The 24,625-nt window shown below is 71.4% G+C and carries 21 protein-coding genes; 18 read left to right on the top strand and 3 right to left on the bottom strand.

What is annotated here, in order from left to right; all coding sequences use genetic code 11:
• The first annotated feature begins 2 nt into the window (after nt 1–2).
• The 9 genes from Ate02nite_RS45775 (at nt 3) to Ate02nite_RS45735 (ending at nt 9,840) form a co-directional block, all read left to right on the top strand.
• Nucleotides 3–329 carry an STAS domain-containing protein gene (locus Ate02nite_RS45775; protein ID WP_239148195.1) on the top strand — a complete coding sequence of 109 codons (327 nt, stop codon included), beginning with the start codon at nt 3–5 and terminating at the stop codon, nt 327–329.
• 22 nt (nt 330–351) lie between these two features.
• Nucleotides 352–2,295 carry a TIGR03960 family B12-binding radical SAM protein gene (locus Ate02nite_RS45770; protein ID WP_203814252.1) on the top strand — a complete coding sequence of 648 codons (1,944 nt, stop codon included), beginning with the start codon at nt 352–354 and terminating at the stop codon, nt 2,293–2,295.
• A gap of 30 nt (nt 2,296–2,325) precedes the next feature.
• Nucleotides 2,326–3,063 carry a TIGR03936 family radical SAM-associated protein gene (locus Ate02nite_RS45765; RefSeq protein WP_203814251.1) on the top strand — a complete coding sequence of 246 codons (738 nt, stop codon included), beginning with the start codon at nt 2,326–2,328 and terminating at the stop codon, nt 3,061–3,063.
• 150 nt (nt 3,064–3,213) lie between these two features.
• A complete protein-coding gene (locus Ate02nite_RS45760) occupies nt 3,214–6,372 on the top strand; it encodes an Rne/Rng family ribonuclease (protein ID WP_203814250.1) in 3,159 nt (1,052 codons plus the stop codon).
• A gap of 164 nt (nt 6,373–6,536) precedes the next feature.
• Complete coding sequence (locus Ate02nite_RS45755; RefSeq protein WP_203814249.1) at nt 6,537–7,022, top strand: hypothetical protein; 486 nt, start codon at nt 6,537–6,539, stop codon at nt 7,020–7,022.
• Between the two features lie 145 nt (nt 7,023–7,167).
• Nucleotides 7,168–7,482, top strand: a complete 315-nt coding sequence (rplU, locus tag Ate02nite_RS45750; RefSeq protein WP_203814248.1) for a 50S ribosomal protein L21 — start codon at nt 7,168–7,170, stop codon at nt 7,480–7,482.
• A 13-nt stretch (nt 7,483–7,495) separates the two neighbouring features.
• Complete coding sequence (gene rpmA, locus Ate02nite_RS45745; protein ID WP_203814247.1) at nt 7,496–7,753, top strand: 50S ribosomal protein L27; 258 nt, start codon at nt 7,496–7,498, stop codon at nt 7,751–7,753.
• 71 nt (nt 7,754–7,824) lie between these two features.
• A complete protein-coding gene (gene obgE, locus Ate02nite_RS45740; protein ID WP_203814246.1) occupies nt 7,825–9,330 on the top strand; it encodes a GTPase ObgE in 1,506 nt (501 codons plus the stop codon).
• Nucleotides 9,331–9,387: 57 nt separating this feature from the next.
• Complete coding sequence (locus Ate02nite_RS45735) at nt 9,388–9,840, top strand: GNAT family N-acetyltransferase (protein WP_203814245.1); 453 nt, start codon at nt 9,388–9,390, stop codon at nt 9,838–9,840.
• Here Ate02nite_RS45735 and trpS read toward each other — a convergent pair.
• Nucleotides 9,829–10,788, bottom strand: a complete 960-nt coding sequence (gene trpS, locus Ate02nite_RS45730; RefSeq protein WP_203814244.1) for a tryptophan--tRNA ligase — start codon at nt 10,786–10,788, stop codon at nt 9,829–9,831. The two genes, Ate02nite_RS45735 and trpS, sit on opposite strands and share 12 nt — an antisense overlap.
• 224 nt (nt 10,789–11,012) lie before the next feature.
• On the opposite strand from trpS, the gene pepN reads away from it, so the two are divergent.
• The 7 genes from pepN to Ate02nite_RS45695 all read left to right on the top strand — a co-directional run bounded on the left by pepN (nt 11,013) and on the right by Ate02nite_RS45695 (nt 18,067).
• Nucleotides 11,013–13,496 carry an aminopeptidase N gene (pepN, locus tag Ate02nite_RS45725; protein ID WP_203814290.1) on the top strand — a complete coding sequence of 828 codons (2,484 nt, stop codon included), beginning with the start codon at nt 11,013–11,015 and terminating at the stop codon, nt 13,494–13,496.
• A 46-nt stretch (nt 13,497–13,542) separates the two neighbouring features.
• A complete protein-coding gene (locus Ate02nite_RS45720) occupies nt 13,543–15,048 on the top strand; it encodes a hybrid sensor histidine kinase/response regulator (protein WP_203814243.1) in 1,506 nt (501 codons plus the stop codon).
• 14 nt (nt 15,049–15,062) lie between these two features.
• Nucleotides 15,063–15,662: a nicotinate-nucleotide adenylyltransferase gene (gene nadD / locus Ate02nite_RS45715; protein ID WP_203814242.1), complete on the top strand. Its 600-nt coding sequence runs from the start codon at nt 15,063–15,065 to the stop codon at nt 15,660–15,662.
• A 39-nt stretch (nt 15,663–15,701) separates the two neighbouring features.
• Entirely contained in the window at nt 15,702–16,091 is a 390-nt protein-coding gene (gene rsfS / locus Ate02nite_RS45710; RefSeq protein WP_203814241.1) for a ribosome silencing factor, read from the top strand.
• On the top strand, nt 16,088–16,717 hold the full coding sequence (locus Ate02nite_RS45705; RefSeq protein WP_203814240.1) for a histidine phosphatase family protein: 630 nt from the start codon (nt 16,088–16,090) through the stop codon (nt 16,715–16,717). The genes rsfS and Ate02nite_RS45705 overlap by 4 nt, the downstream gene beginning before the upstream one ends.
• 44 nt (nt 16,718–16,761) lie before the next feature.
• Nucleotides 16,762–17,154, top strand: a complete 393-nt coding sequence (locus Ate02nite_RS45700; protein ID WP_203814239.1) for a hypothetical protein — start codon at nt 16,762–16,764, stop codon at nt 17,152–17,154.
• A gap of 64 nt (nt 17,155–17,218) precedes the next feature.
• On the top strand, nt 17,219–18,067 hold the full coding sequence (locus Ate02nite_RS45695) for a DegV family protein (RefSeq protein ID WP_203814238.1): 849 nt from the start codon (nt 17,219–17,221) through the stop codon (nt 18,065–18,067).
• A 222-nt stretch (nt 18,068–18,289) separates the two neighbouring features.
• Here the strand turns inward: Ate02nite_RS45695 and Ate02nite_RS45690 are convergent, their stop codons facing one another.
• Together Ate02nite_RS45690 and Ate02nite_RS45685 are read right to left on the bottom strand one after the other, a co-directional pair.
• Nucleotides 18,290–19,408, bottom strand: a complete 1,119-nt coding sequence (locus tag Ate02nite_RS45690; protein WP_203814237.1) for a hypothetical protein — start codon at nt 19,406–19,408, stop codon at nt 18,290–18,292.
• Between the two features lie 34 nt (nt 19,409–19,442).
• A complete protein-coding gene (locus Ate02nite_RS45685; RefSeq protein ID WP_203814236.1) occupies nt 19,443–20,210 on the bottom strand; it encodes a putative protein N(5)-glutamine methyltransferase in 768 nt (255 codons plus the stop codon).
• Nucleotides 20,211–21,194: 984 nt separating this feature from the next.
• Between Ate02nite_RS45685 and Ate02nite_RS45680 the strand changes: the two genes are divergently transcribed.
• Together Ate02nite_RS45680 and Ate02nite_RS45675 are read left to right on the top strand one after the other, a co-directional pair.
• Nucleotides 21,195–22,112 carry a helix-hairpin-helix domain-containing protein gene (locus Ate02nite_RS45680; RefSeq protein WP_203814235.1) on the top strand — a complete coding sequence of 306 codons (918 nt, stop codon included), beginning with the start codon at nt 21,195–21,197 and terminating at the stop codon, nt 22,110–22,112.
• The gene (locus Ate02nite_RS45675; protein WP_239148194.1) at nt 22,109–24,619 is read left to right on the top strand and encodes a ComEC/Rec2 family competence protein; all 2,511 of its coding nucleotides are present in this window, start codon (nt 22,109–22,111) and stop codon (nt 24,617–24,619) included. Before Ate02nite_RS45680 ends, Ate02nite_RS45675 begins: the two co-directional genes overlap by 4 nt.
• Nucleotides 24,620–24,625: the final 6 nt, after the last annotated feature.

The following is a 24,625-nucleotide window of genomic DNA, read 5'->3' as shown; positions in this document are numbered from 1 at the left end:
GGGTGAGCTTCTCCAGATTCGGTGACGCGCAGTTGGTCAGCCTGACCGGCGAGATCGATCTGGCCAATGCCGGCGAGATCGGGAAGACGATCGTGGACCGGCTCAACGACGGCGGCAAGGTGCTGATCGACCTCACCACGGTCTCGTTCCTGGACAGCGCCGGGGTGCGGCTGCTCGACGCGCTGGTCGGCGACCTGCTGATGCACGGCACCCGGACCCGTCTGGTGGTGGGGGAACGCGGCGCCGCCCGGATGACCCTGCAGCTTTGTGCCTTTCGCGAGGATGTGCTGACAACGGACTTGGAGCGGGCGGCGGCGGAGTTGAAATAGGGTCCAAGTACCCTGGACTTCCATGAGTGCTCGCTCCGTCTTCCCACAGCTCGAACAGTTGCTCCCCCGGGTCAGCAAACCAATCCAGTACGTGGGTGGCGAGCTGGGCGCCGTCGTCAAGGATTGGGATTCCACCACCGTCCGCTGGGCGCTGATGTACCCCGACGCCTACGAGGTCGGACTGCCCAATCAGGGCGTCCAGATCCTCTATGAGGTGCTCAACGAGCAGGAGGATGTGCTCGCCGAGCGCACCTACGCGGTCTGGCCCGACCTCGAGGCCCTGATGCGCGAGCACGGCGTGCCGCAGTTCACCGTCGACGCGCACCGGCCGGTGCGCGAGTTCGACGTGCTCGGCCTGTCGTTCTCCACCGAGCTGGGCTACACCAACATGTTCACCGCGCTGGACCTGGCCGGCATCCCGATGCTTTCCGCCGACCGGACGATGGACGACCCGATCGTGCTGGCCGGCGGGCACGCCAGCTTCAACCCGGAGCCGATCGCCGACTTCATCGACGCGGCCGTGCTCGGCGACGGCGAGGAAGCCGTCCTCGAGATCACCGGCATCATCCGGGAGTGGAAGGCCGAGGGCTGCCCCGGCGGCCGCGACGAGTTGCTGCTGCGCCTGGCGCGCACCGAGAGCATCTACGTGCCGCGCTTCTACGACGTGGACTACCTGCCCGACGGCCGGATCCAGCGGGTCGTGCCCAACCGCCCGGACGTGCCGTTCCGGGTCTCCAAGCGCACGACGATGGACCTCGACGCCTGGCCGTACCCGAAGAAGCCGCTGGTCCCGCTGGCCGAGACGGTCCACGAGCGGTACGCGGTGGAGATCTTCCGGGGCTGCACCCGGGGCTGCCGGTTCTGCCAGGCCGGCATGATCACCCGGCCGGTCCGGGAGCGGTCGATCACCACGGTGGGCCAGATGGTGCGGGAGGGGCTGGAGTTCTCCGGCTTCAACGAGGTCGGCCTGCTGTCGCTCTCCTCCGCCGACCACTCCGAGATCGGCGACATGTGCTCCGGCCTGGCCGAGCAGTACAGCGGCACCAACGTCTCGCTGTCGCTGCCGTCCACCCGGGTGGACGCGTTCAACATCGACCTGGCTCAGGAGCTGTCGAAGAACGGGCGCCGGACCGGCCTGACCTTCGCGCCCGAGGGCGGCTCCGAGCGGATCCGCAAGGTCATCAACAAGATGGTGACCGAGGAAGACCTGATCCGGACGGTCGTCACGGCGTACTCGAACGGCTGGCGGCAGGTGAAGCTGTACTTCATGTGCGGCCTGCCCACCGAGACCGACGACGACGTGGCGCAGATCGGCCGGATGGCGCACGAGGTGATCAAGGCCGGCCGGATCGCGGCCGGCACCAAGGACATCCGCTGCACGGTGTCGATCGGCGGGTTCGTGCCCAAGCCGCACACCCCGTTCCAGTGGGCGCCGATGGCGCGGCCCGAGGTGATCGACGCCCGGCTCAAGATGCTCAAGGACGTGATCAACAGCGACCGGGGGCTGGGCCGGGCCATCGGTTACCGCTATCACGACGGCGAGCCGTCGCTGATCGAGGGCCTGCTGTCCCGGGGCGATCGTCGCGTCGGGGCAGTGATCCGGCGTGTCTGGGAAAAAGGCGGACGTTTCGACGGCTGGAGCGAGCACTTCTCGTACTCCCGCTGGGTCGAGTCGGCGGCCGAGACGCTGCCGCAGTTCGGCGTCGACCTCGACTGGTACACCACCCGCGACCGGGAGCAGGCCGAGGTCCTTCCCTGGGACCACCTCGACTCCGGCCTCGACAAGGACTGGCTCTGGCAGGACTGGCAGGACTCCCTCAGCGAGTACGAGCAGGACGACTGCCGCTGGACCCCGTGCTTCGACTGCGGCGTCTGCCCGTCGATGGACACCGAGATCCAGATCGGTCCCACCGGTAAGAAGCTGCTTCCCCTGACCCCGGTGAACAACCTGCGGGTCCCTGCCTAGGAGAAGGACATTCCCCCGAAGAATCAGCCGGTGGGCGGTCAGGCGCCGGTCGTCCAGCGCATCCGCCTCCGGTACGCCAAGCGCGGCCCGCTGCGCTTCACCTCGCACCGGGACTTCGCCCGCGCCTTCGAGCGGGCACTGCGCCGGGCCGGCGCGCCCATCGCGTTCTCCCAGGGCTTCACCCCGCACCCCAAGATCTCGTACGCGAGCGCGGCGCCCACCGGCGTCGGGAGCGAGGCGGAGTACCTGGAGATCGGCCTGCGCGCCGAGGTCGACCCGGAGCAGCTGCGGCTGGCCCTGGACGCGGCTCTCTCGCCCGGCCTCGACGTCCTGGAGGCGGTGGTGGCCGGCGAGGGCAGCCTGGCCGACCGGATCGACGCCTCCCGGTGGCGGATCGAACTGCCCACGATCGATCCGGCGGTGGCCGCGGCGGCCGTCAAGGGCTTCCTCGACGCCGAGGAGGTGCTGGTGGAGCGCATGACGAAGCAGGGTCGCCGGTCCTTCGACGCCCGCGCCGCGGTGACCCATGTCTCTGTGACCGAGCAGTCCGACCCACCTTCCGGGGCGGACGGCGCACCGTGTGCGATAATCGACCTTGTCGTACGACAGGTAACGCCCGCCGTACGGCCCGATGACGTCCTTTCCGGCCTGCGTGTAGTAGCTGGCCTGGAGCCGCCGGTGCCCCCACGGGTGACCCGGCTGGCCCAGGGCACGCTCACCGCTCAGGGGGAGATCGTCGATCCGTTGGACGCGGATCGACAGGATTGATCCATCGGAGGTCGTCGGCTGCACCACGGCCGGCGCCCGTCGGCAGACTTCGGACGCCCGTCCGACCAACGGCCGGGACCGAAATACTTGCGGCGATCCTGCGTGGCAGCGCTCACACGCGCCCGGGGTCGCCAGAACTGGAGAGCGCCCATGCTCGATAACGAGCCAACGGGCGGTGAATCGGACGGAGCGGTTACGCCGCCCGCCGAGACCGCCGATAGCACATCAACCACCCCTGCGCGCCGGACGAGGACTACCCGCCGAAAGGCGGCCGCTCCGGCAGCGGAAGCGCCGGCCGAGGGCGCGACCGCCGAACCGGGTGCCGCGATCGAGGCAGCCGCGTCCCCGGACGCGGTCACCGAGGACGCACCGGTCAAACCGGTGAAGTCAACCCGCAGCCGCCGTAAGGTCGCCGCTCCGGCGGCCGAGCCCGCCGCCCCAGCCGCCCCAGCGGTTGAGGATGCGGAGGTGGCCCCGGTCAAGGCGACCCGAGCCCGGCGCAAGAAGGCCGTGCCGGCCGCCGCACCCGAGCCGGTCGAGGTCGAGGTGGCGCCTGTCCCGGCGCTGCCGGTGGCCGACCTGGTCGTGGCCGAGGAACCGGAAGTCGAGGAAGAGGCCGAGGAAGAGCCGGAAGCGGCTCCGATCGTCGGCGTGCTGCCCCTCGACGACGACTTCGTCGAGGAGGAGAAGCCCGCACGGCGTAGCCGTCGGGCGGCACTGCCTCCGGCCGTACTCTTCATGCCGCCGGAAGCCACCGAGGAGCCCGCGCCGGTCTCCGCGGCCGGCCGCCGCTCGCGGCGGCCGGCGACCGTCGCACCTGTCGCGCCCATCGAGCCCGAGGTCGCCGAGACCGAGGCCGTGGTGGCCGACCTTCCGGTCGACGAGCCGGTCGAGGTCTCCCGCCGCAGCCGGCGCCGCCGGCGCGGGGGCGCCGAGGAGATCGCCGAGCCGGTCGAGGCCGTCGCCGCGATCACCGAGCCGGCCGTCGACGATGTCGACGAGAGCTCCGACGATGTCGAAGAGGGCATCGACGACGATTCCGATGATGAGCTGTCCGCCGCGCGGCGCCGCCGCCGTCGGGGCCGCCGTGGCCGTGGCCGCGGCAAGGGCCCGGCCGAGGACGGCGACGAGTACGCCGAGGGCGAGGAGCCGGTCGAGTCCTCCGCCGAGGAGGAGCCCGAGGAGGGCGACGACGAGGCCGAGGAGGGTGACGGCGTCACCCGCCGCCGCCGTCGCCGGCGCCGCAAGGGTTCCAGCGGCGACGCCGAGACCGGTGGCATCGAGGACGGCGTGCACACCGTCGTGCGGGTGCGCGAGCCGCGCCGCACCGACGAGGTGCAGGGCGTCTCCGGTTCGACCCGGCTCGAGGCCAAGCGCCAGCGCCGCCGGGACGGCCGCGAGCAGCGCCGCACCCGGCCGCCGATCCTGAGCGAGTCGGAGTTCCTGGCCCGCCGGGAAGCGGTCGACCGCGTCATGGTCGTCCGGCAGAAGCCGGACCGCATCCAGATCGCCGTGCTCGAGGACGGCGTGCTGGTCGAGCACTACGTGGCCCGGGCCACCTCCGGCACCATGGTCGGCAACGTCTACCTCGGCAAGGTGCAGAACGTCCTGCCGAGCATGGAGGCGGCCTTCGTCGACGTCGGCCGAGGCCGTAACGCGGTGCTCTACGCCGGCGAGGTCAACTGGGACGCCACCGGGCTGGAGGGTCGCTCGCGCTCGATCGAGCAGGCACTCAAGTCCGGCGACGCGGTGCTGGTGCAGGTCACCAAGGACCCGATCGGGCACAAGGGCGCCCGGCTGTCCAGCCACATCGCGCTCTCCGGCCGGCACCTGGTCTACGTGCCCAACGGCAACGCCTCCGGGATCAGCCGCAAGCTGCCCGACACCGAGCGCAAGCGCCTGCGGGACGTACTGAAGAAGCTGGTGCCGGACGGCGCCGGGGTGATCGTCCGGACGGCGGCCGAGGGCGCCAGCGAGGACGAGCTGGCCCGCGACGTCAAGCGTCTGCAGGCCCAGTGGGAGGACATCCAGCGCAGGGCCGCCGAAGGCCACGCGCCGGCCGCCCTCTCCGAGGAGCCCGACCTGGTCATCCGGGTGGTCCGGGACCTCTTCAACGAGGACTTCCGTGAGCTGATCGTGCAGGGCGAGCAGGCGTACGCCGAGGTGGAGGACTACCTCAACTCGGTGTCGCCGGACCTGGTCGAGCGCCTGCACCGGTACACCGGGGTGGCCGACGTCTTCGCCGACAAGCGGATCGACGAGCAGATCCTCAAGGGCCTCGACCGCAAGGTGTTCCTGCCCTCGGGCGGCCACCTGGTGATCGACCGCACCGAGGCGATGACCGTGGTGGACGTCAACACCGGTAAGTACACCGGTGCCGGGGGCAACCTCGAGGAGACGGTCACCCGGAACAACCTCGAGGCGGCCGAGGAGATCGTCCGGCAGCTGCGGCTGCGCGACCTCGGCGGCATCGTGGTCATCGACTTCATCGACATGGTGCTGGAGAGCAACCGCGAGCTGGTGCTCCGGCGGCTCACCGAGTGCCTGGGCCGGGACCGCACCAAGCACCAGGTCACCGAGATCACCTCGCTCGGCCTGGTGCAGATGACCCGCAAGCGGATCGGCTCGGGTCTGCTCGAGGCGTTCAGCGAGACCTGTGACCACTGCAAGGGCCGGGGCGTGCTGATCCACACCGAGCCGGTGCCGGAGAAGCGTGGCAACGGCGGCGGTGGCAACGGCAACGGCAGTCCGGCCGGCACCAGCCAGGTGAAGGCGGTCGCCGCGGCGCCCCGCACCGAGCAGCCGCCGGTGGTTCAGCCGACCTCGACTTCGACGTCGTCGCGGTCGCGCCGGCGTCGTGGTGGCGCGGAGCCTGCCGCGGTCGAGGCGGCCATCGCCATCGAGGCGACGGTCGTCGAGGGGGAGCCGATCGCTCCGCCGGAGCCGATCGTCGAGAGCCCGGTCGCCATCGCGGCCGACCTGCCGCCGGTCATCAGCTCGGGCGTGGTCGGCTCGGGTGTCGTGGGTTCGGGTGTCGTGGGTTCGGGCGTGGTCGGCTCGGGCATCGTGTCGGCGGGACCGCCGGCACCGACCGCGGCCGAACCGGCCGCGGAGTACGACATCAGCGGCTACGACCTGTCCCGCTACGAGACGTCGGAGCCGGCCGAGCCGCTGCGGCTGACCGGCGCGGACGATCCGGACGCGGTCGACGATGAGGACGACGAGGACGAGGACGACGAGCCGGTGGGCGCCGGCGCGGGCCGGCGACGGTCGCGGCGCGGTGGAGCCCGGCGGCGTACGCGTCCATAGCTCTCTGACGGTGCGGCGAGCGATTCGGTAAAGAAACTTAACTACTGAACCGCTCGCCGCCGCCGGAGTCGGCTACCCTCGCGGAGATCGCCCTTCCACCGCCCCGCCGCCGCCCTTGAGCGGACTGAAGGCGGGGTCCCTTTCCCCCGAGGAGACCGGCTCCGATGCGACGCCTCGCATTCCTGATAGTCCTGCCCTTCCTGGCCGCCGGCTGTTCCGGTGGTGACGACACCGCGACCGCCGCGACCCCGGCCGTCACCGGTGCCTCTCCGGCCGCGGTTGACCCCTCCGTGGCCGCGGCCGGCGACAAGGCGCTCTCCGGCAACACCAAGGCGATCTGTGACCAGGCCGCGCGCACCAGCACGAGCTTCGGCCAGACCTTCATCACCGACCTCAAGCTGAAGATCGACGCCGCGAGCCAGGGCAAGGCCGCCGAGAGCCAGGCGCAGGAGAAGATCGACCGGGACGTGTCGAACTACTCGGACGCGCTCGCACAGATGGCCAAGCTGGCCGATGACAAGACGCTCAAGGCGGCGCTGACCCAGATGAGCAAGCAGGTGAAGGCGCTCAAGGGCGATGTCACGAAGCTCAATGCGGACAAGATGTCGACGATCACGGGTAGCCTCGACAAGGCCTGCGGTACAAGCTGAGTCCCCGGTTTGGGTTCGGCGTGGCTGATGAAGTACGCTTGCCGACGGCGCTTTTCATGCGCCGTGACCCGGTGACATTTCTCGGGACAGCACCATCCGCCAAGCAGCGGTCATCGCTGCGTAAGTCTCAGGGAGTCCGCGTCCGATGTACGCGATCGTCAAGACCGGCGGCAAGCAGTACAAGGTTGCCGAGGGCGACGTGATCGAGGTCGAGAAGCTCGCGGGCGTGCCCGGCGATGCGCTCAAGCTCGCCGCAGTCCTCCTCGTCGACGGTGACAACCTGGTGACCGACGCGGCCAAGCTTGCCAACGTTACGGTGTCCGGCGAGATCGCCGAGCACACCAAGGGTCCGAAGATCCGGATCCACAAGTTCAAGAACAAGACCGGCTACCACAAGCGCCAGGGGCACCGTCAGCCTCTGACCAAGATCAAGGTCACCGGCATCAAGAGCGGGAAGTAGGGGCGGATCACTCATGGCTCACAAAAAGGGTGCGTCCAGCTCGCGCAACGGCCGTGACTCCGCCGCCCAGCGGCTCGGCGTCAAGCGGTTCGGTGGCCAGCTGGTCAACGCCGGCGAGATCCTGATCCGCCAGCGTGGCACGAAGTTCCACCCGGGCGACCTGGTCGGCCGCGGTGGCGACGACACGCTGTTCGCGCTGGCCCACGGCAACGTGCTGTTCGGCAAGAACCGCGGTCGCAAGACCGTCAGCATCGTTCCGGTCTCGGAGTAGTTTTTTCCTACAGCGGGCCACGGACCCCCTCGGGGTCCGCGGCCCGCTGTTGTGTTTAGGGAGTTGAGCAAGTGACCACGTTCGTCGATCGGGTCGTGCTGCACCTGCAGGCGGGTGACGGCGGGCACGGCTGCGTCTCGGTACGCCGGGAGAAGTTCAAGCCGCTCGGCGGTCCCGACGGCGGCAACGGCGGGCACGGTGGCGGCATCACGCTCGTCGTCGACCCGCAGCAGCACACGCTGCTCGACTTCCACTTCCACCCGCACATCAAGGCGGCCGGCGGCGTCAGCGGCGCGGGCGCGAACCGGGACGGCGCGAACGGCAAGGACCTGACCGTGCCGGTGCCGCCCGGCACCGTCGTGCACGGCGAGGACGGCGAGGTGCTGGCCGACCTGGTCGGCGAGGGCACCACCTACGAGGTGGCCCGCGGTGGCCGCGGCGGGCGGGGTAACGCCTCGCTGGCCAACACCCGGCGCAAGGTGCCCGGCTTCGCCGAACTGGGCGAGCCCGGCGACCGGATCGACGTGGTGCTCGAGCTCAAGAGCGTGGCCGACGTGGGCCTGGTCGGCTTCCCGTCGGCGGGCAAGTCGTCGCTCATCTCGGTGATCTCGGCGGCCAAGCCCAAGATCGCCGACTACCCGTTCACCACGCTCGTGCCCAACCTTGGCGTGGTGCAGGCCGGCGACCAGACGTTCACGGTCGCCGACGTGCCCGGCCTGATCCCGGGTGCGGCCACCGGCAAGGGTCTCGGCATGCAGTTCCTGCGGCACATCGAGCGCACCTCGGTGCTGGTGCACGTGCTCGACGCGGCGACGCCGGAGATCGACCGCGACCCGCTCGCCGACCTGGACGCGATCGAGGCCGAGCTGTCGGCGTACGGCGGTCTCGAGGACCGGCCGCGGCTGGTGGTGCTCAACAAGATCGACATCCCGGACGGCCGGGACCTCGCCGAGATGGTCCGCCCCGACCTGGAGGCCCGTGGCTTCCGAGTCTTCGAGGTCAGCGCGATCACCCGCGAGGGGCTCAAGGAGCTGGTCTACGCGCTCGCGGCCACGGTCGCCGAGCACCGGCTGGCCACGCCCGAGCCGGAGGCCACCCGGGTCGTGGTGCGCCCCCGCGCGGTCGACGAGAGCGGCTTCACCGTCGAGCAGGACGAAGAGGGCGTGTTCGTGGTGCGCGGCGCCCAGGTCGAGCGCTGGATCAAGCAGACCAACTTCGACAACGACGAGGCCCTGGGCTACCTGGCCGACCGCCTCGAGCGGCTCGGCGTCGAGGCCGCGCTGGGCAAGAAGGGCGCGAAGGCCGGCGACCCGGTGCGGATCGGCGTCCAGGAGTTCGACTGGCAGCCCAACGCCGGGGAGTTCGTCTCCGGTCCGCGCGGCACCGACGCCCGCCTCGAGGAGGAGAGCCACCGGGCCAGCGCCTCGCAGCGGCTCGCCGCCCGCAAGGCACGCCGGGTGCGCTCCGACGACGAGCTGCTGCACATGGCGCCGGACGGCACGGTCACCACGCTGGCGAACGCGAAGCGGCCGGTGCTGGTTACCGACGAGGACGATGAGGACGACACCGGCGAATAGGGCGTCGTCCAGCTTGTCGCAACCATCCGGAAACTGTGCTCGCTTAGAGTCACCGGCGTGCTGATCGAATCCCGTCCCGCGCTGGACCCCGAGCTTGGTGCCCTGGTCACGGCCCAGCAGCAGGAGATACGGGAGATCGACGGGGGGATGAACACCACGGTGTTCATCCCCAACGATGACGCTGCGTACATGGTGGCCGTGGTTGAGTACCGGGCCGTGGCCTGCGCCGGCTGGCAGGCCATGGAACCCGGGGTGGTCGAGCTGCAGCGGATGTACGTGCGGCCGGCCTTCCGGGGCCGGGGCATCGCCCGCCAGATGATCGTCGCGGTCGAGGAAGAGGCGCTGGCCGCGGACCGGCCGGTCATCCGGCTGGAGACCGGCACCTACCTGCCCGCGGCGATCGCTCTCTACCAGTCGGCGGGTTACCACCAGATCCCGGCGTACGGGCCGTATGTCGGCAACCCGTTCAGCGTGTGCTTCGAGAAGCGCCTGGCCGCGTTAGTTCAGTAGCCCGATCGCGTCACGCGTACGCCGTACCGTCGCCAGCGCCGCAGGCCGCACCCGGGCCTGGCCCTCCGCCAGGATCTCGCGGACGTAGCCGGGGTCCAGCTCCGCATAGCGGGCGCGGATCGGCTCGAGCAGCGCGACCACCGCGTCGGTGACCTCGCGTTTCAGCGCGCCGTACGAGGTGAACTCGCCGGGTTTCTCGTCGGTGCACGCGGCCAGGATGGCCAGCAGGTTGCTGACGCCGGGCTGATTGTCCGGATCGTGCCGGACCACGCCGACGGTGTCGGTGACCGCGCGGGAGATCGCCTTGCGGATCGTCTCGGGCGGGTCGAGCAGCCCGATCCGGCCGGCCGGCGACGGCGCGCTCTTGCTCATCTTGCGGGTCGGATCGGACAGGTCCATGATCCGTGCGGCCGACTCGGGGCGAATGCCCTCGGGCACGGTGAAGGTGTCCCCGTAGCGCGCGTTGAACCGTAGCGCGAGGGTGCGGGCCAGTTCCAGATGCTGGCTCTGATCGTCGCCGACCGGCACCTGCTCGGCGTCGTGCACCAGGATGTCGGCGGCCATCAGCACCGGGTAGGTGAGCAGACTCAGCCGCACCGGCCCGCCGCCCGCCGACTTCTCCTTGAACTGGATCATACGGGCCGCCTCGCCGAAACCGGTCGTGCATTCCAGCAGGTAGTGCAGCTCGGTGTGCTCGGGGACCTGCGAGTTCGCGATGATCGCGGTGCGGCCCGGGTCGACGCCGGCCGCCAGCAGCAGGGTGGCCACCTCGAGCGTGTTCGCCCGCACCGCGGCCGGATCATGCTCCATGGTCAGCGCGTGCAGGTCGGCGATCATGGCGATCGAGTTGGTCGTCGGCTGCGCCTCGACCAGCGGGCGCATGGCGCCCAGCAGATTTCCGAGGTGCAGGTTTCCGGTCGGCTGAAAGCCGGTGAGTCGCTTGATCATGGCGAGATTCCTTCCGTACGGGCTGGGGCGCCCCGCCGGAGATGGGCCGTGACATGCGAAACGGCCGCCCGGAAGGGGCGGCCGCGGATGAGGTCATGCGCGTGTGGGTGAGCCGCCCGTCAGGGCAGCCACCAGCAAAGGTTCATCGTGCGCACCTCTGCATCGTACCCCTCGTGCCGCTCTTGATCCGCGAGGCGGCGGTGTGCCTGCCGGGCCGGACGGGCATGATGGTCGTCATGCCGCTGACCCGCTCCGAGGCCACCGCCCGGGCTGCCATCATCGACGTCCATTCGTACGAGGTGCACCTCGACGTGACCACCTCCGGGGATACCTTCGGCTCGCGGGCCGTGGTGCGTTTCGGGGCGCGGCCGGGCTCGTCGACCTTCCTGGAGTTCGAGCCGGTCGCCATCTCGTCGATGACGCTGAACGGGTCGCCGGTGCCGTCCGGGTCGGCTTCGGACGGCCGGCTGACCCTGGCCGACCTGGCCGAGGAGAACGAGCTGGTGGTCGAGGCGACCATGCGGTATTCCAACGACGGCGAGGGCCTGCACCGGTACACCGACCCGGCCGACGGGAACGTCTACCTCTACCAGCACCTGTTCATCAACAACGGGGGCCGGGTGCTGCCCTGCTTCGACCAGCCCGACCTGAAGGCGTCGTGGCAGGTCTCGGTCAGCGCGCCCGCCGACTGGAAGGTCGCCACCAACGGCGAGCTCGTGTCGCACGAAGCCGGCGAGTGGCGGTTCGCGGCCACCAAGCCGATCTCCACCTACCTCGCCTCGCTGTTCGCCGGGCCGTTCCACGCGGTAACCGACGAGCACGACGGCATCCCGCTGGCGCTGTACGTGCGGGCCGCCCTGGCCGAGCACCTCGACCGGCAGGCCGAGGAGTTGTTCACGATCACCAAGCAGTGCCTGGACCGCTATCACGAGATGTTCGAGATCCGGTATCCCTTCGGGCACTACCAGCAGGCGTTCGCGCCCGAGTTCAACTTCGGCGCCATGGAGTACCCGGGACTTGTCGTCTTCCGGGACGAGATGATCTACCGCTCGGCGGTCACCGACAGCCAGCGGGAGAGCCGGGCCAACGTCATCGCGCACGAGATGGCCCACATGTGGTTCGGCGACCTGGTCACCATGGCCTGGTGGGACGACCTGTGGCTGAACGAGTCGTTCGCGGAGTACCTCGGCACCCGGGTGGCCGGCGAGGCCACCCGCTTCACCGGCACCTGGACCACGTTCGCGATGCAGCGCAAGGCGTGGGGACTGCGCGCCGACCAGCACCCGTCCACCCACCCGGTGGCCCCGGTCGAGGTGCGCGACACCGAACAGGCACTGCTGAACTTCGACGGCATCTCGTACGCCAAGGGCGCCGCCACCCTCAAGCAGCTTGTCGCGTTCGTGGGCGACGAGGCCTTCCTGGCCGGGCTGAACGAGCACTTCACGGCGCACGCCTACGGCAACGCCACGCTCGCCGACCTGCTCGGGGCCCTGGCCAAGGCGAGTGGGCGGGACCTGTCCGGCTGGGCCGAGGTGTGGCTGCGCCGGGCCCAGGTCAACACGCTGAAGCTGGCCCTGTCGCCGGCCCGGGTCGAACAGACCGCCCCGGCCGACCACCCGACGCTGCGGCCGCACAAGATCGGCATCGGGCTGTACGACCGGGCCGCCGACGGCACCATGGTGCGGCGTTCCCTGTTGCCGGTCGAGGTGGAGGCGGCTGCGCAGACCCTGGTGCCGCGGCTTGACGAGGAGGCCGCCGCCGACCTGGTGGTACTCAACGACGGCGACCTGACGTACGCCAAGATCCGCCTGGACGAGGCGTCCACCGCGGCCGTGCCCACCGCCCTGCCGCTGATCTCCGACTCGCTGGCCCGGGCCGTGCTCTGGGCCGCCACGCTGGACGCCGTGGTCGACGGCGAACGGCCGGTCGCCGAGCTGGTCACGCTGGTGCTGACCGCGCTGCCGGTGGAGTCCGAGGTGGTGATCGTGGAGGACGTGCTGCGAGCCACCCGGAGCCTGGTCGACCGCTACTCGACGCCGGAGACCCGGCCGGCCGCGCTCGAACTCGTCACCCAGGCCGCCGACCGGTTGCTGGCCGTCTCCGAAGCGGGTGGGTCCCGGCAACTGGCCGCGGCCCGGGGCCTGATCGGCGCCACCAGCGAGACCGGGCGGCTGCGGGGCTGGCTGGCCGGTGAGGGTGTGCCGGACGGGCTGGCCATCGATGCCGACCTGCGCTGGCTGATCCTCTACCGGCTGGTCGTGCTGGACGCGGCCGGCCTCGCCGAGATCGACGAGGAGTTCGCCCGGGACCGCAGTGCCACCGGGGCCCAGTGGGCCGCCCGGTGCCGGGCCGCGGTGCCCACCGCCGAGGCGAAGGCCGCTGCCTGGCAGGCGATCGTGTCGGACGTTTCGCTGTCCAACCGCCTGGTCGAGATGACGGCGTCCGGTTTCTGGCATCCCGAGCAGCTCGGACTGCTGGCGTCGTACGTGCCGCGGTACTTCGCCGAGATGCCGGCGATGATGCGGGTGCGGGGCGGGATGAGCGCGGAGCGGACCGCCGGGTACGCGTACCCGGAACTGGCGGTTGATGCGGAGACCCGGCGGCTGGCCGCCGAGCTGTTGGCCCGGGAAGATCTTGATCCGATTCTCCGCCGGGTCGTGCAGGATGCCGACGACGACATGCGCCGCGCAGTCGATGCTCGCTTTTAGGGCAATTCTCGCTTTTCGGGATCGACGCCTTCGCTAGCCTTCGTTGGTGGAGTGGTCCGAGGAACTCGCCGGTGGTCTGCTGCAGGCTGCCCCGGACGCGATCCTGGTGATGGACGGGTACACCATCGTGCTCGTCAATGACCGAGCCGTGGAGCTGTACGGCTACTCGCGCGAGGAACTGCTCGGCCAATCCATCGAGATGCTGGTCACCGACGATGCCCGCATGATGCTCCCGGAGCGCCGGCGGAGGATCGACGAGGGCCGCCCCGGGCCGATCGGGGCGGCCACCTCCACCATCCGGCGTCGCGACGGCACCGAGATCCCGGTCGAGTCCTCGGTCGCGATTGTCGACACCAAGGAGGGGCGGCTCGCCGTCGCGGTCATCCGGGACCTGAGCGAACGCGCCCGCGCCGAGCAGGACAAGGCCCGGCTGCGGGCCGAGGCGCACGTGCACCGCAGCCAGCGCCTGGAAAGCCTCGGACAGCTCGCCGGGGGCGTCGCGCACGACTTCAACAACATGCTCGGCGTGATCGTCAACTACGCCAGCTTCGTGATCGAGGAAGCCACCTCGCCGACCCCGGATCTGTCCGCCATTGCGGCCGACGCCGAGCAGGTCGTGCAGGCCGGCAAGCGCGGCACCGACCTCACCCACCAGCTGCTGTCCTTCGCCCGGCGCGAGGTGGTGCGTCCGCAGGTGATGGACCTCAACACGGCGATCGGTGAGGTCGAGGAGATGCTGCGCCGCTCGATCGGGGAGCACATCAACCTGATCGTCCGGCCCGCCGACGGGCTGCCGTCCGTGGTCTGTGATCCGGGGCAGATCTCGCAGGTGCTGGTCAACCTCGCGCTCAACGCGCGGGACGCGATGCCGGGCGGCGGCGATCTGGTGATCGACACCGGCCGGCACGGGGAGCAGGTGCGGCTGCGGGTCGGCGATTCCGGCACCGGGATGGCGCCCGAGGTGGTCGAGCGGGCCTTCGAGCCGTTCTTCACCACGAAGGGGAGCGGGGCCGGCACCGGGCTGGGTCTGGCCACCGTCTACGGGATCATCACGCAGGCCGACGGGGAGGTCAGCATCGCCTCGTCGCCCGGGGTGGGCACCACGGTGACCGTACTCTTGCCTGCTTCTTCTGATTTATCGTATTTTTCGGATAAGGCGGCTAAGCTGCCGCCGGCTCCCTCGCGGGGCGAGACGTTGCTGGTGGTCGAGGACGAGGCGGCACTTCGGGATGTAGCCGGGCGAATCCTCTCCGGGGCCGGCTATCGGGTGCTCGCGGCGGAGTGCGGAGCGGCCGCGCTGGAGTTGGCGGCGGGGCACGACGGCGGCATCGATCTGCTGGTCAGCGACGTGGTGATGCCCGGGATGCTGGGCAAGGAACTCGCCGAGCGGCTGGTCTCGGTGCGGCCGGACACCCGGGTGCTCTACATGTCGGGGTATGCCCAGCCGGTGCTGCACTCGCAGGGAACGCTCGACCCCGGGGTGGCGCTGCTGGAGAAGCCGTTCACGGCCGACGACCTGCTCACGGCAGTCCGCAACCGCCTAGACGATTGATCTATATTTCTCTGATGCGCCGGATCGGGATTATGGGTGGAACTTTCGATCCGATCCATCACGGTCACCTGGTGGCGGCCAGCGAGGTGCAGGCCCGCTTCGACCTCGACGAGGTCGTCTTCGTGCCCACCGGCCAGCCTTATGAGAAGGGCAAGGTGTCGCCGGCCGAGGACCGCTACCTGATGACGGTGATCGCCACCGCGTCCAACCCGCGCTTCCACGTCAGCCGGGCCGACGTCGACCGGGACGGCCCCACCTACACCGTCGACACCCTGCGGGACATGCGGGCCATCTACGGTCCCGACGCCCAGCTGTACTTCATCACCGGGGCGGACGCGCTCTCCCGCATCCTGGGTTGGAAGGACGCGCTCGAGATGCTGACCATGGCGCACTTCGTCGGCGTCACCCGGCCCGGCTTCGAACTCACCGGCGACCACCTGCCGGCCGACTCGGTCACCCTCGTGGCGGTGCCGGCCATGGCCATCTCGTCGTCGGTCTGCCGGGCCCGGGTGGCCGGCGGCGAACCGGTCTGGTACCTGGTGCCGGATGGTGTTGTGCAGTACATCAACAAGCGGGGCCTCTATCGGGGCTCGGGAAATGTCACACCGGTGTGAGACGCTTGTAGTCCTAGAACACCGATTGAGGGGACGCTCTTGCCCGTCACCGAACGCGCTCTTGAACTGGCGATGACGGCCGCTCAGGCCGCCGCCGACAAGAAGGCTCAGGACATCGTCGTCATCGACGTCGCCGAGCAGCTCTACATCACCGATGCCTTTGTGATCGCCTCGGCGTCGAACGAGCGACAGGTTGCCGCCATCGTCGACGCGATCGAGGAAGCTCTGGTCAACCTCCCGGAGAAGGCCAAACCCGTGCGCCGCGAGGGTGAGCGCCAGGGCCGGTGGGTGCTTCTCGATTACGTCGACATCGTGGTTCACGTCCAGCACGCCGAGGAGCGGGAGTTCTACGCCCTCGACAAGCTGTGGAAAGACTGCCCGTCCATCCCGTTCGTCGACCGTGACATGGTCGAGGCCGACGCGTCGTGAGTCGGCTCATCGTTTGGCGGCACGGCAACACCGACTGGAACGCGAACCATCGCGTCCAGGGCCAAACCGACGTGCCGCTGAACGCGCTGGGCCGGCAGCAGGCGGTCGACGCCGCCGAACTGCTCATCAAGCTGAAGCCCGACGCGATCGTCTCCAGCGATCTGCACCGGGCGTCCGACACCGCGGCGGCGCTGGCCGCGCTGAGCGGCCTGTCGATCAGCTACGACAAACGCCTCCGCGAGCGTTATTTCGGCGCGTGGCAGGGCCTCACCATGACCGAGGTGGCCGAGCTCTACCCCGACCAGCACACCCGGTGGACCTCCGGCCGAGAGGTCGGCGGTGACGTCGAGTCGCTGACCGACCTGGGCAAACGGGTCTCCGAGGCGCTGCATGCCGCCGCCGGGCTGGCCCCGCCGGGCGGCACCGTGGTGGTGACCACCCACGGCGCGGCCGCTCGGCAGGGCATCGGGCATCTGCTCGGGTGGCCGCTGGAGCAGTTGCGCACGCTGCGCGCGTTGCAGAACTGCCACTGGGTCGAGCTGAGCCACTCGCGGGAACGGGCCTGGCAGGTGGCGGCCTACAACGTCGGGCCATTCACCGATCGGCCGGTGCCGCCCCCGGTTTGAGCCGGACTGAGGAACCTCGCTTGATCCGGTAGCGTCCAACCATCATGTTGACCCGACGCGCCACTGCCGGCCTGGCCCTGTTGCTGTGCCTCGCCGGCTGCGCCAACCAGACCTCGTCCGCTTCGGATTCGCCGGCCTCTTCAGTTTCGTCCCCGGTGCCAGCTACGTCCGCCGCTTCGCCCTCGGAGCCGGGCGTCCCCACCGCGACCGGCGCGCAGACCATCACCGGCACGGTCGAGGCCGGGGTGGAACCGAACTGCCTGCTGCTGCAGGACGGCAAGGGTTCCCACCTGCTGGTCTTCGACGATTCCGCGATGCGGGCCGACGTCGGTGTGGGCAAGAAGTTCACCCTGACCGGGCGCTCCGAGCCGGGCATGATGTCCACCTGTCAGCAGGGCATCCCCTTCATCGTGACCTCGGTGACTCCTGCTTCATGATCATTTTTGCCGCATGATCGGCGCCCGTGCGGCCGCACGGGCGCCGATCGGTTAACGTGCCCGCATGCCCGTCGCGGTCGTCACCGACTCCACCGCGTACCTGCCCGCCGAACTGAGCGGCTCGTATGACCTGACCGTCGTCCCCCTCACCGTGGTGATCAACGGCGTCGAAGGCCTCGAGGGCCGGCAGATCCAGCCGGCCGAGGTGGCCCGTGCGCTGAACGTGCGCCGGTCGGTGGTGAGCACGTCCCGGCCCGCGCCGTCCCAGTTCGTCGAGGCCTACCGCCGTCTCCTGGACGCGGGTGCCGACGGCATCGTGTCCGTGCACCTGTCCGCGAAGCTGTCCGGGACGTTCGAGGCGGCTGGCCTGGCGGCGGCCGAGGTGGGGGACCGGGTCCGGGTGGTGGACAGCCAAACCACCGGCATGGGCCTGGGATTTGCCGCGCTGGCCGCGGCGGCGGCCGCCCGGGAAGGTCAAGACCTGGATGCCGTACGGGCGGCAGCCGCCGACCACGCCGCCCGGGTCAGCACCCTCTTCTACGTGGACACGCTGGAGTTTCTCCGCCGGGGTGGCCGCATCGGAGCCGCCTCGGCCCTGCTGGGAACCGCCCTGTCGGTGAAGCCGATCCTGCACGTGGTGGACGGCGCGATCGTCGTGCGCGACAAGGTCCGCACCGCCGGCCGAGCCCTCGCCCGGCTGGTCGACCTGGCCGTGGAGGCGTCCGGCGACGGCGAGGTCGACATCGCCGTGCACCACCTGGAGGCCGCCGACCGGGCCACCGCCCTGGCCGACGCCGTGGCGATGCGCCTGTCCGACCGCCTGCGCGACTGCTACATCCTCGAGATCGGCGCCGTGGTGGCCGCCCACGTCGGCCCCGGCCTGGCCGGCGTCGTAGTCCACCGCCGCTCCTGACACCCTGCGGTTGGGCGTCCGCCCTGGCCGCCGCGTTGTCCTGATCGCCGCGTCGGTGATCGGCCCGGGATGCCACTCGGCGCGGGGTGCCACTCGGCCCGGGGTGCCACTCGGCCCGGGGTGCCACTCGGCCCGGGGTGCCACTCGGCCCCGGCGGCTGCGGCCCGGGGTGGCACTCGGCCCCGGCGGCTGCGGCCTTTCCGCCCCTCCCGGGCCGCGGCTTCAGGCGGGTGGCCAGCCGGTGACCAGCCAGCGGGTCGGCTCGAAGCCGGGCGCCATCGTCAGGTGGGCGGCCAGTTCCGCCCACCGGCGCACGTTGTCGCCGACCTGGACCTCGTCGGCGGTGGGCAGCAGGGTCGGTTCATCCCGTTCCCAGACCGCGCGGGTGCGCCACCCTTCTTCACCGGCGTCCACCAGCCGCAGCTCGGCCAGCTTCGGCCGGTCTGCCTGGTCTGCCCGGTCCGCTCGGCTATGCGGGCCCGCGTCGGCGGTGTCCGGCTGGGCGGCCTGACGGGCGTACTCCCGGATGGCCAGGACGCGCTCGGCGCGGGTGACCGCGCGATGCAGCGGAGTGCCCGGCGGTGCCTCGTAGGGCACCGTGCAGCCGTTCTCGTCGCTCGCATACGCCATCGGGGTGATCGGCCGCGACGATGCCGCGTAGATCCCCTCCACCTGCGCGAACAGGCCCTCCAGGTGGTCGCTCCGGTCCGCCGTGACCAGGAGCGTGCCGCGCTCCGGAGCGAACGCCACCGGGACGCCGCCCACCTGACCGGCAAGTCGCTCGAGCCAGTGCGGCAGCAGCAGGTGCGACGTCCAGTAGGCGTCACCGTCGTCGACGAACCGCACCACCACCACCGGTTCCTTCGCGATCCCGTGCAACACCGCCCCGGACAGGTTCGATCGAGCCGCCTCGAAGACCTCCTCCGCACTCACCCCCCAACCAGCCGGTTGTTCCGGCCCGACATAGGTCATCGTGTCCGGGCTGTCGACCACCACGAACTCGAACAGGAACGGCAGGACCGGCCGCCGCAGCGGTGTTCCGGGCGTGCCGCCGCGCAGCACCGGGCGTAGCAGCGGGCACGCCTGAGCCCAATCCAGCGGAAGCCCGGGTGACCTCGCCAGGCCGGCGACGAACCGGTCGACTCGCTCCCGTCGGCGCCCACCCCGGGTGGCCAGGAGCGGGGCGAGCTCCAGAATCGTCGGTGTCTCGTCGCCGTCCGCGGTGAAGCGGACCCGGAAACCGCGTGCGTCGTATTTCGCGTCGGCGAACCCCGCCCGACGTAACCGCCGGATGACCAGGCCGGCCAGTCGTGCCCGGGCAACCCTCCGCAGCAGGCCCACCCGATGCCTCTTCTCTCCCTGAAGCTCGCCGACCTTATCGCACGGGGACGACAGTTTTCCGCCCCCGGATGACGCTCGCTTCCAGATCCTCATCGGACCGCAGGTCAGCCTCGAGTCCGGCGGCCCGCAGTGCGGTGCCTGCCGCCTCGGCCTGAGCCTCGGTGATCTCGGAGAGCATGATCCCGCCCGGGGCGAGCCACTCGGAAGCCCCGGCGACCACGGCCCGGAACACGTCGAGCCCGTCGTCGCCACCGTCCAGCGCGGTGTGCGGTTCGTGATCGCGTGCCTCGGCCGGGAGCAGCGGAATGTGCCTGGTCGCGACGTAGGGAACGTTCGCCAGGAGCACCGCGACCCGGCCGCGCAGGATCGCGGGCAGGGCATCGAAGAGATCACCCGGATAGACGCCGGTGTCCAGATTGTCCCGTGCGCAGGCGACCGCGACCGGATCGACGTCCGCCGCGTACAGCTCGATTGCCGGCTGCTGGTGCCGGACGGCCAGGCCGAGCGCGCCGGACCCGCAACAGAGATCGACCACGACATCCCCCGGCCGGGCGACCTCGGCCGCGATCCGGACCAGGAGCTCACTGCGTACCCGCGGAACGAAGACGCCCGGACGCAGGCGCACCCGGACGCCGCAGAAGTCGGCGTAGCCGACGACCTGCTCCAGCGGCTCGCCCAGCGCGCGCCGATCGACCAGCTTGGCCAGCTCGCTCTCGTCGGCCGCCGAGGCGGCCAGCACGTCCGCCTCGTCCTCGGCGAAAACGCAGCCCGCAGTGCGTAGCCGCATGATCGCTTCGGCCATCGCCGGAGCCGCTATCCCCGCTGTCACACGGAGTCTCTAGCACAGATGCGCCGGTCGTGGGAGTTATCCACAGTTCGGGGTTATCCACAGGGCCGTCGGTGCCGGATCGGCGAAATCCCTAACGTGCCTGGCGTGCGAGAGGACGACGTCGTAGCGGAAAGGCTGCGGTCGGTCATGGCCGCGACGCCCCTTCGGGTACGCGACCAGACCGCCACCGCCGAACAGGGCCGTCCCCGGCCCACGAGTCCCGGGGCCCGATCTCGGTACGACTCGGCCCTCGGTGACCTCGCCGAGGTCGGCGAACCGTTGAACTGGTCGGACATCGTCACCGGCTGGCCGGACGACGTCGACCTCGGCCCGGCACCCGACCCGCCGGAGCAGGCGCCGCCACCGCGGATCGAGCTCGGCGCCACCCCGCGGATCAAGCTGGGAGCTACCCCGCGGGTCGAGCCCGAGGGTCCCCCGCGAGAACCCCTGTCGGAGTTGACCGGTGGCTACCCGCCCGGCACACCCTGGGCGTCGCCGCCGGGAGCCGTCCCGATCGACCGCCCACCGGCCGCGCCTGCTCCGGCACCTCCTCGCCCAGCGGCACCGGCCACGCCGGGTCAGGTGCCTCCGCCGCCGAGGGCGATGCCCAACCCTTCGCACGGGCCTGTTGGCCCAGCGGCGCCTGCGCAGGGACCGTTTCGCCCGGCGGCGACCACGCCTGTTCAGGGGCCACCGCGCCCCGAGGCGCCGACCAACCCTCCTCAGGGGCCAGTTCGCCCGACACCTGCTCAAGGACCGCCTCGCTCGGTGACGGCCACGCCCGTTCAAGGGCCCCCTCGTTCGGCTGCGCCGGTCAACCCTCCTCGCCAATCGGGGCCGGCGGCCTCGCCCTGGGCGTCGCCGTTGGGAGGCGCTCCGGTCCGGCATGCGCCGGAGCCGCCCGCCACGTCCCTCGGCAGCGCTACCGATCCCTTCCCCGACCAACTCGGAGACTTCATGGACGAGGCTGATCCGTTCCGGCCCTACCGGGCACCTGCCGTCCGCCCGGCCGGCCCGGAACGGCGTCCCCTGCCGCCGCCCGCGTGGGTGCTGCCCGAGGCGGATGACCTGCCGCTGGACCGGCCGGGGAGCGCCGGCCCCGCGTGGCCGGTCTCCCCGGGGCCGCTCGGCTCAGACCGGTACCCCGAGGATGACGAGCCGTCCCTGAGCGCCGCCGGCGCCTTCGGCGGCGATACGCCGGACGGCGGGCGGCGTTTCGGCGTGGGTGCCTTCGACCCCGGCCGACGAGGTGTCAAGGCGCTGGCGGCGGTCGCCGCCGTGGTGATCGTGATCGCGGCGTTCCTCGCCTGGCGGGCGCGGCCGAGGGTCGACACCGTCACACCGCCGTCGTTCGACTCGACCGCTTCACCGGCTGGGCCGGTCACGACCGCCGGTCCGGTCGGTGGGGCGGCCGCGGCAACACCGGGCGCCTCGGCGGCGGAAGTGGTGGTCGCGGTCGGCGGCAAGGTGGGCAAGCCGGGCCTGGTGCGGCTGCCGCCGGGAGCTCGGGTGGCCGACGCGTTGACCGCCGCCGGTGGCGCCGACCCCGGCGTCGATGTCGCGATGCTCAACCTGGCCCGCAAGGTGGTCGACGGCGAGCTGATCCTGGTCGGTGTCACCCCGTCGCCGGGCGTGGTGATCCCCACCGGCCCGGCCGGCACCGGCGGTGCGGCGCCCGCCGGCGGCCCGGTCAACCTGAACACCGCCACCCTGGCCGACCTGGACACGTTGCCCGGGGTCGGCCCGGTGCTGGCGCAGCGCATTCTCGACGCCCGGGACGCACAGGGCGGCTTCAAGTCGGTGAGCGACCTGCGCAAGGTCGACGGCATCGGCGACGCCCGATACGAGCAGCTCAAGGACCTGGTGACGGTATGACCGGGGGAGTGCCTGACCTGCGGCTGGCCGGGTTCGCGGTGGCGACTTGGCTGTCGTCGCTGACCGCGCTCTACCTGTCCGCCCGCTCCGGCATCCTCCTCGGCGCCGCCGCACTCGCCTGCGCGGCCGTGACGGTGGCCGTCGCGTCCCGCCGGGGACCGGTGTCCATTCTCCGCAGGCTGGCGCCGGCACCCGGCTCTCGCCGGACCGTCGCTGGGGCGGCACCCGGCCCTCGCCGGACGGCCGGTGGGGCCGCGGGGGTCGGTTCTCGGCGGCCAGCCGCATCGGCGACGCAGTCTCGCGGGACGGCGATGCCGGAGTCGCGGCGGACGGCGGCGGGGGCGGTGCGCTGGATCGGGCTGACGATCTTGCTCGGGGTGGGATGCGGGGCGGTGGCGACCGGGGCGCGGGTCATGGCTCGGGAGTCGGGACCGCTTGTCGCGCTGGTGCGGGCCGGTGAACCGGTGCGCATCGAGGCGGTGGTTCGCGACGATCCACGGGCTTTGCGGGGATCGCCGGCCATGCCGCCGACCTATCTGGTCGCGATCGACCTGCGTGCCGTCGGCGCGGAGGACGCGGCGCCGCTGCGGCTGGAGGCACGGGCTCTGGTTCTGGGCAGCGACCCGGGCTGGCGGGGTCTGCTGCCCGGCCAGCGGTTCACGGCTCGCGGAAAGCTGATGCCGCCGCGCGGCGGGGACCTGCGAGCGGCCGTGGTCTCGGCGAAGGGGGCGCCGGAACTGATCGGCCGGCCGTCCTGGGCGCAGCGCGCGGCCGGGGTACTGCGGGCCGGCCTCCAGCGCGCCTGCGAGCCGCTGCCGGACGACTCCGGTGGGCTGCTGCCCGGACTGGTCGTCGGCGATACCAGCCGCCTCGACGAGGCACTGAGTGACGACTTCCGGACGACCGGAATGACACATTTAATGGCGGTAAGTGGCGCCAACGTGGCAATCATCTTGGGCGTCGTCCTGTTCACCGCGCGACGGACGCGGGCGGGGCCCCGGACGCAGGCGGTGGTCTGTGCGGTGGTGCTGGTCGGCTTCGTGATCCTGGCCCGGCCGTCGCCGAGCGTGGTGCGGGCCGCCGCGATGGGCACCATCGGGCTGGTGGGTCTCGCCTCCGGGCGGCCGAAGGCGGCGCTGCCGGCGCTGGCAGCGGGGGTGGCGGCGCTCATCCTCTACGACCCGGAACTGGCGGCCGACCCGGGCTTCGCGCTGTCGGTGCTGGCCACCTCCGGGCTGCTCCTGCTCGCCCCGGCGTGGCGGGACGCGTTGCGCCGCCGTGGCTGGCCGGCCGGTGCGGCCGAGGCGCTGGCCGTTCCGGCGGCCGCGCAGGTCGCCTGCGGTCCGGTGGTCGCCGGGCTGTCCGGCACGGTAAGCCTGATCGCGGTGCCGGCCAACCTCGTGGTGGTGCCGGCCATCGCGCCGGCCACCCTGCTGGGCGTCGGCGCGGCCGTGCTGTCGCCGGTGTGGGCGGGTGGCGCCGAGTTCGCGGCGTGGCTCGGGCACTGGCCGGCCAAGTGGTTGGTGATCGTGGCGACCTACGGCGCGCGGGTGCCCGCGGGCGCGCTGCCCTGGCCGGACGGGACCTGGGGCGCGCTGCTGCTCGCGGCGATCACGGTGGCGGTGCTGTTCGCCGCCCGACGGCCGGTGCTTCGCCGGCTGGCCGTGGTGATGACGATGGCCGGGATGCTGGGCGCGATGCCGGTGCGGCTGCTCGCGTCGGGCTGGCCGCCGGCCAACTGGATCGTGGTGACCTGCGCGGTCGGGCAGGGCGATGCGGTGGTGCTGCCGGCCGGGCCGTCCCGGGCCGTGGTGATAGACGCCGGGCCGGAGGCCGATCCGGTCGACCACTGCCTGCGGCGGCTCGGCGTGCGGCAAGTGGCGCTGTTCGTGGCCAGCCACTTCCACGTCGACCACATCGGCGGGGTGGCCGGGGTGTTCCGCGGGCGGCAGGTGGGTGCGGTCGCCGGACCGGACTGGCCCCAGCCGCCGGCCGGGCGGGCTTCGGTGGCCGCCGCGGCCCGGCCGGTGCAACTGCACGCGATCGGTCCCGGCTGGTCCTACCAGGTCGGCGCGCTGCGCCTGACCGTCATCGGGCCGTTCGAGCCGCTGCACGGCACCAACTCCGACCCGAACAACAACTCGCTGGTCCTGCGGGCCGAGGTGGGCGGCGAGATCGTGCTGCTGCCCGGTGACGCGGAGACCGAGGAGCAGGACGAGCTGTTGCGTCATCTGGGACCGGAGGCGCTGCGGGCCGACGTTCTCAAGGTCTCGCACCACGGAAGCGCTTACCAGTCGCCGGCTTTCGTCGACGCCGTCGACCCGGCGGTGGCCCTCGTGTCGGTGGGGAAGGACAACGACTATGGACATCCGAACGCTTCGCTCCTGGCGCGGCTGGCCCGCGGCGGCGCACGGGTACTGCGCACGGACGAGTCGGGCGACCTGGCCGCGGTCGCCGCCCGCAACGGCCTCGCGGTGGTCGCCCGGGGTGACCCGCCGGACAGCTGACGGGTC

Origin of the sequence: Paractinoplanes tereljensis, assembly GCF_016862435.1 — a bacterium.
GTDB lineage: Bacteria > Actinomycetota > Actinomycetes > Mycobacteriales > Micromonosporaceae > Actinoplanes > Actinoplanes tereljensis.
Note: the sequence above shows the minus strand (reverse complement) of the source record. Positions and strands in the feature narration are given on the sequence as shown.

Bases quoted from the DNA above. Each gene is read 5' to 3' on its own strand.
- Ate02nite_RS45770 (WP_203814252.1), top strand. From the start codon at position 352: ATGAGTGCTCGCTCCGTCTTCCCACAGCTCGAACAGTTGCTCCCCCGG.
- Ate02nite_RS45760 (WP_203814250.1), top strand. From the start codon at position 3,214: ATGCTCGATAACGAGCCAACGGGCGGTGAATCGGACGGAGCGGTTACG.
- Ate02nite_RS45755 (WP_203814249.1), top strand. From the start codon at position 6,537: ATGCGACGCCTCGCATTCCTGATAGTCCTGCCCTTCCTGGCCGCCGGC.
- rplU (WP_203814248.1), top strand. From the start codon at position 7,168: ATGTACGCGATCGTCAAGACCGGCGGCAAGCAGTACAAGGTTGCCGAG.
- rpmA (WP_203814247.1), top strand. From the start codon at position 7,496: ATGGCTCACAAAAAGGGTGCGTCCAGCTCGCGCAACGGCCGTGACTCC.
- trpS (WP_203814244.1), bottom strand. From the start codon at position 10,788: ATGATCAAGCGACTCACCGGCTTTCAGCCGACCGGAAACCTGCACCTC.
- pepN (WP_203814290.1), top strand. From the start codon at position 11,013: ATGATGGTCGTCATGCCGCTGACCCGCTCCGAGGCCACCGCCCGGGCT.
- nadD (WP_203814242.1), top strand. From the start codon at position 15,063: ATGCGCCGGATCGGGATTATGGGTGGAACTTTCGATCCGATCCATCAC.
- Ate02nite_RS45700 (WP_203814239.1), top strand. From the start codon at position 16,762: ATGTTGACCCGACGCGCCACTGCCGGCCTGGCCCTGTTGCTGTGCCTC.
- Ate02nite_RS45695 (WP_203814238.1), top strand. From the start codon at position 17,219: ATGCCCGTCGCGGTCGTCACCGACTCCACCGCGTACCTGCCCGCCGAA.
- Ate02nite_RS45685 (WP_203814236.1), bottom strand. From the start codon at position 20,210: ATGGCCGAAGCGATCATGCGGCTACGCACTGCGGGCTGCGTTTTCGCC.
- Ate02nite_RS45680 (WP_203814235.1), top strand. From the start codon at position 21,195: ATGGACGAGGCTGATCCGTTCCGGCCCTACCGGGCACCTGCCGTCCGC.
- Ate02nite_RS45675 (WP_239148194.1), top strand. From the start codon at position 22,109: ATGACCGGGGGAGTGCCTGACCTGCGGCTGGCCGGGTTCGCGGTGGCG.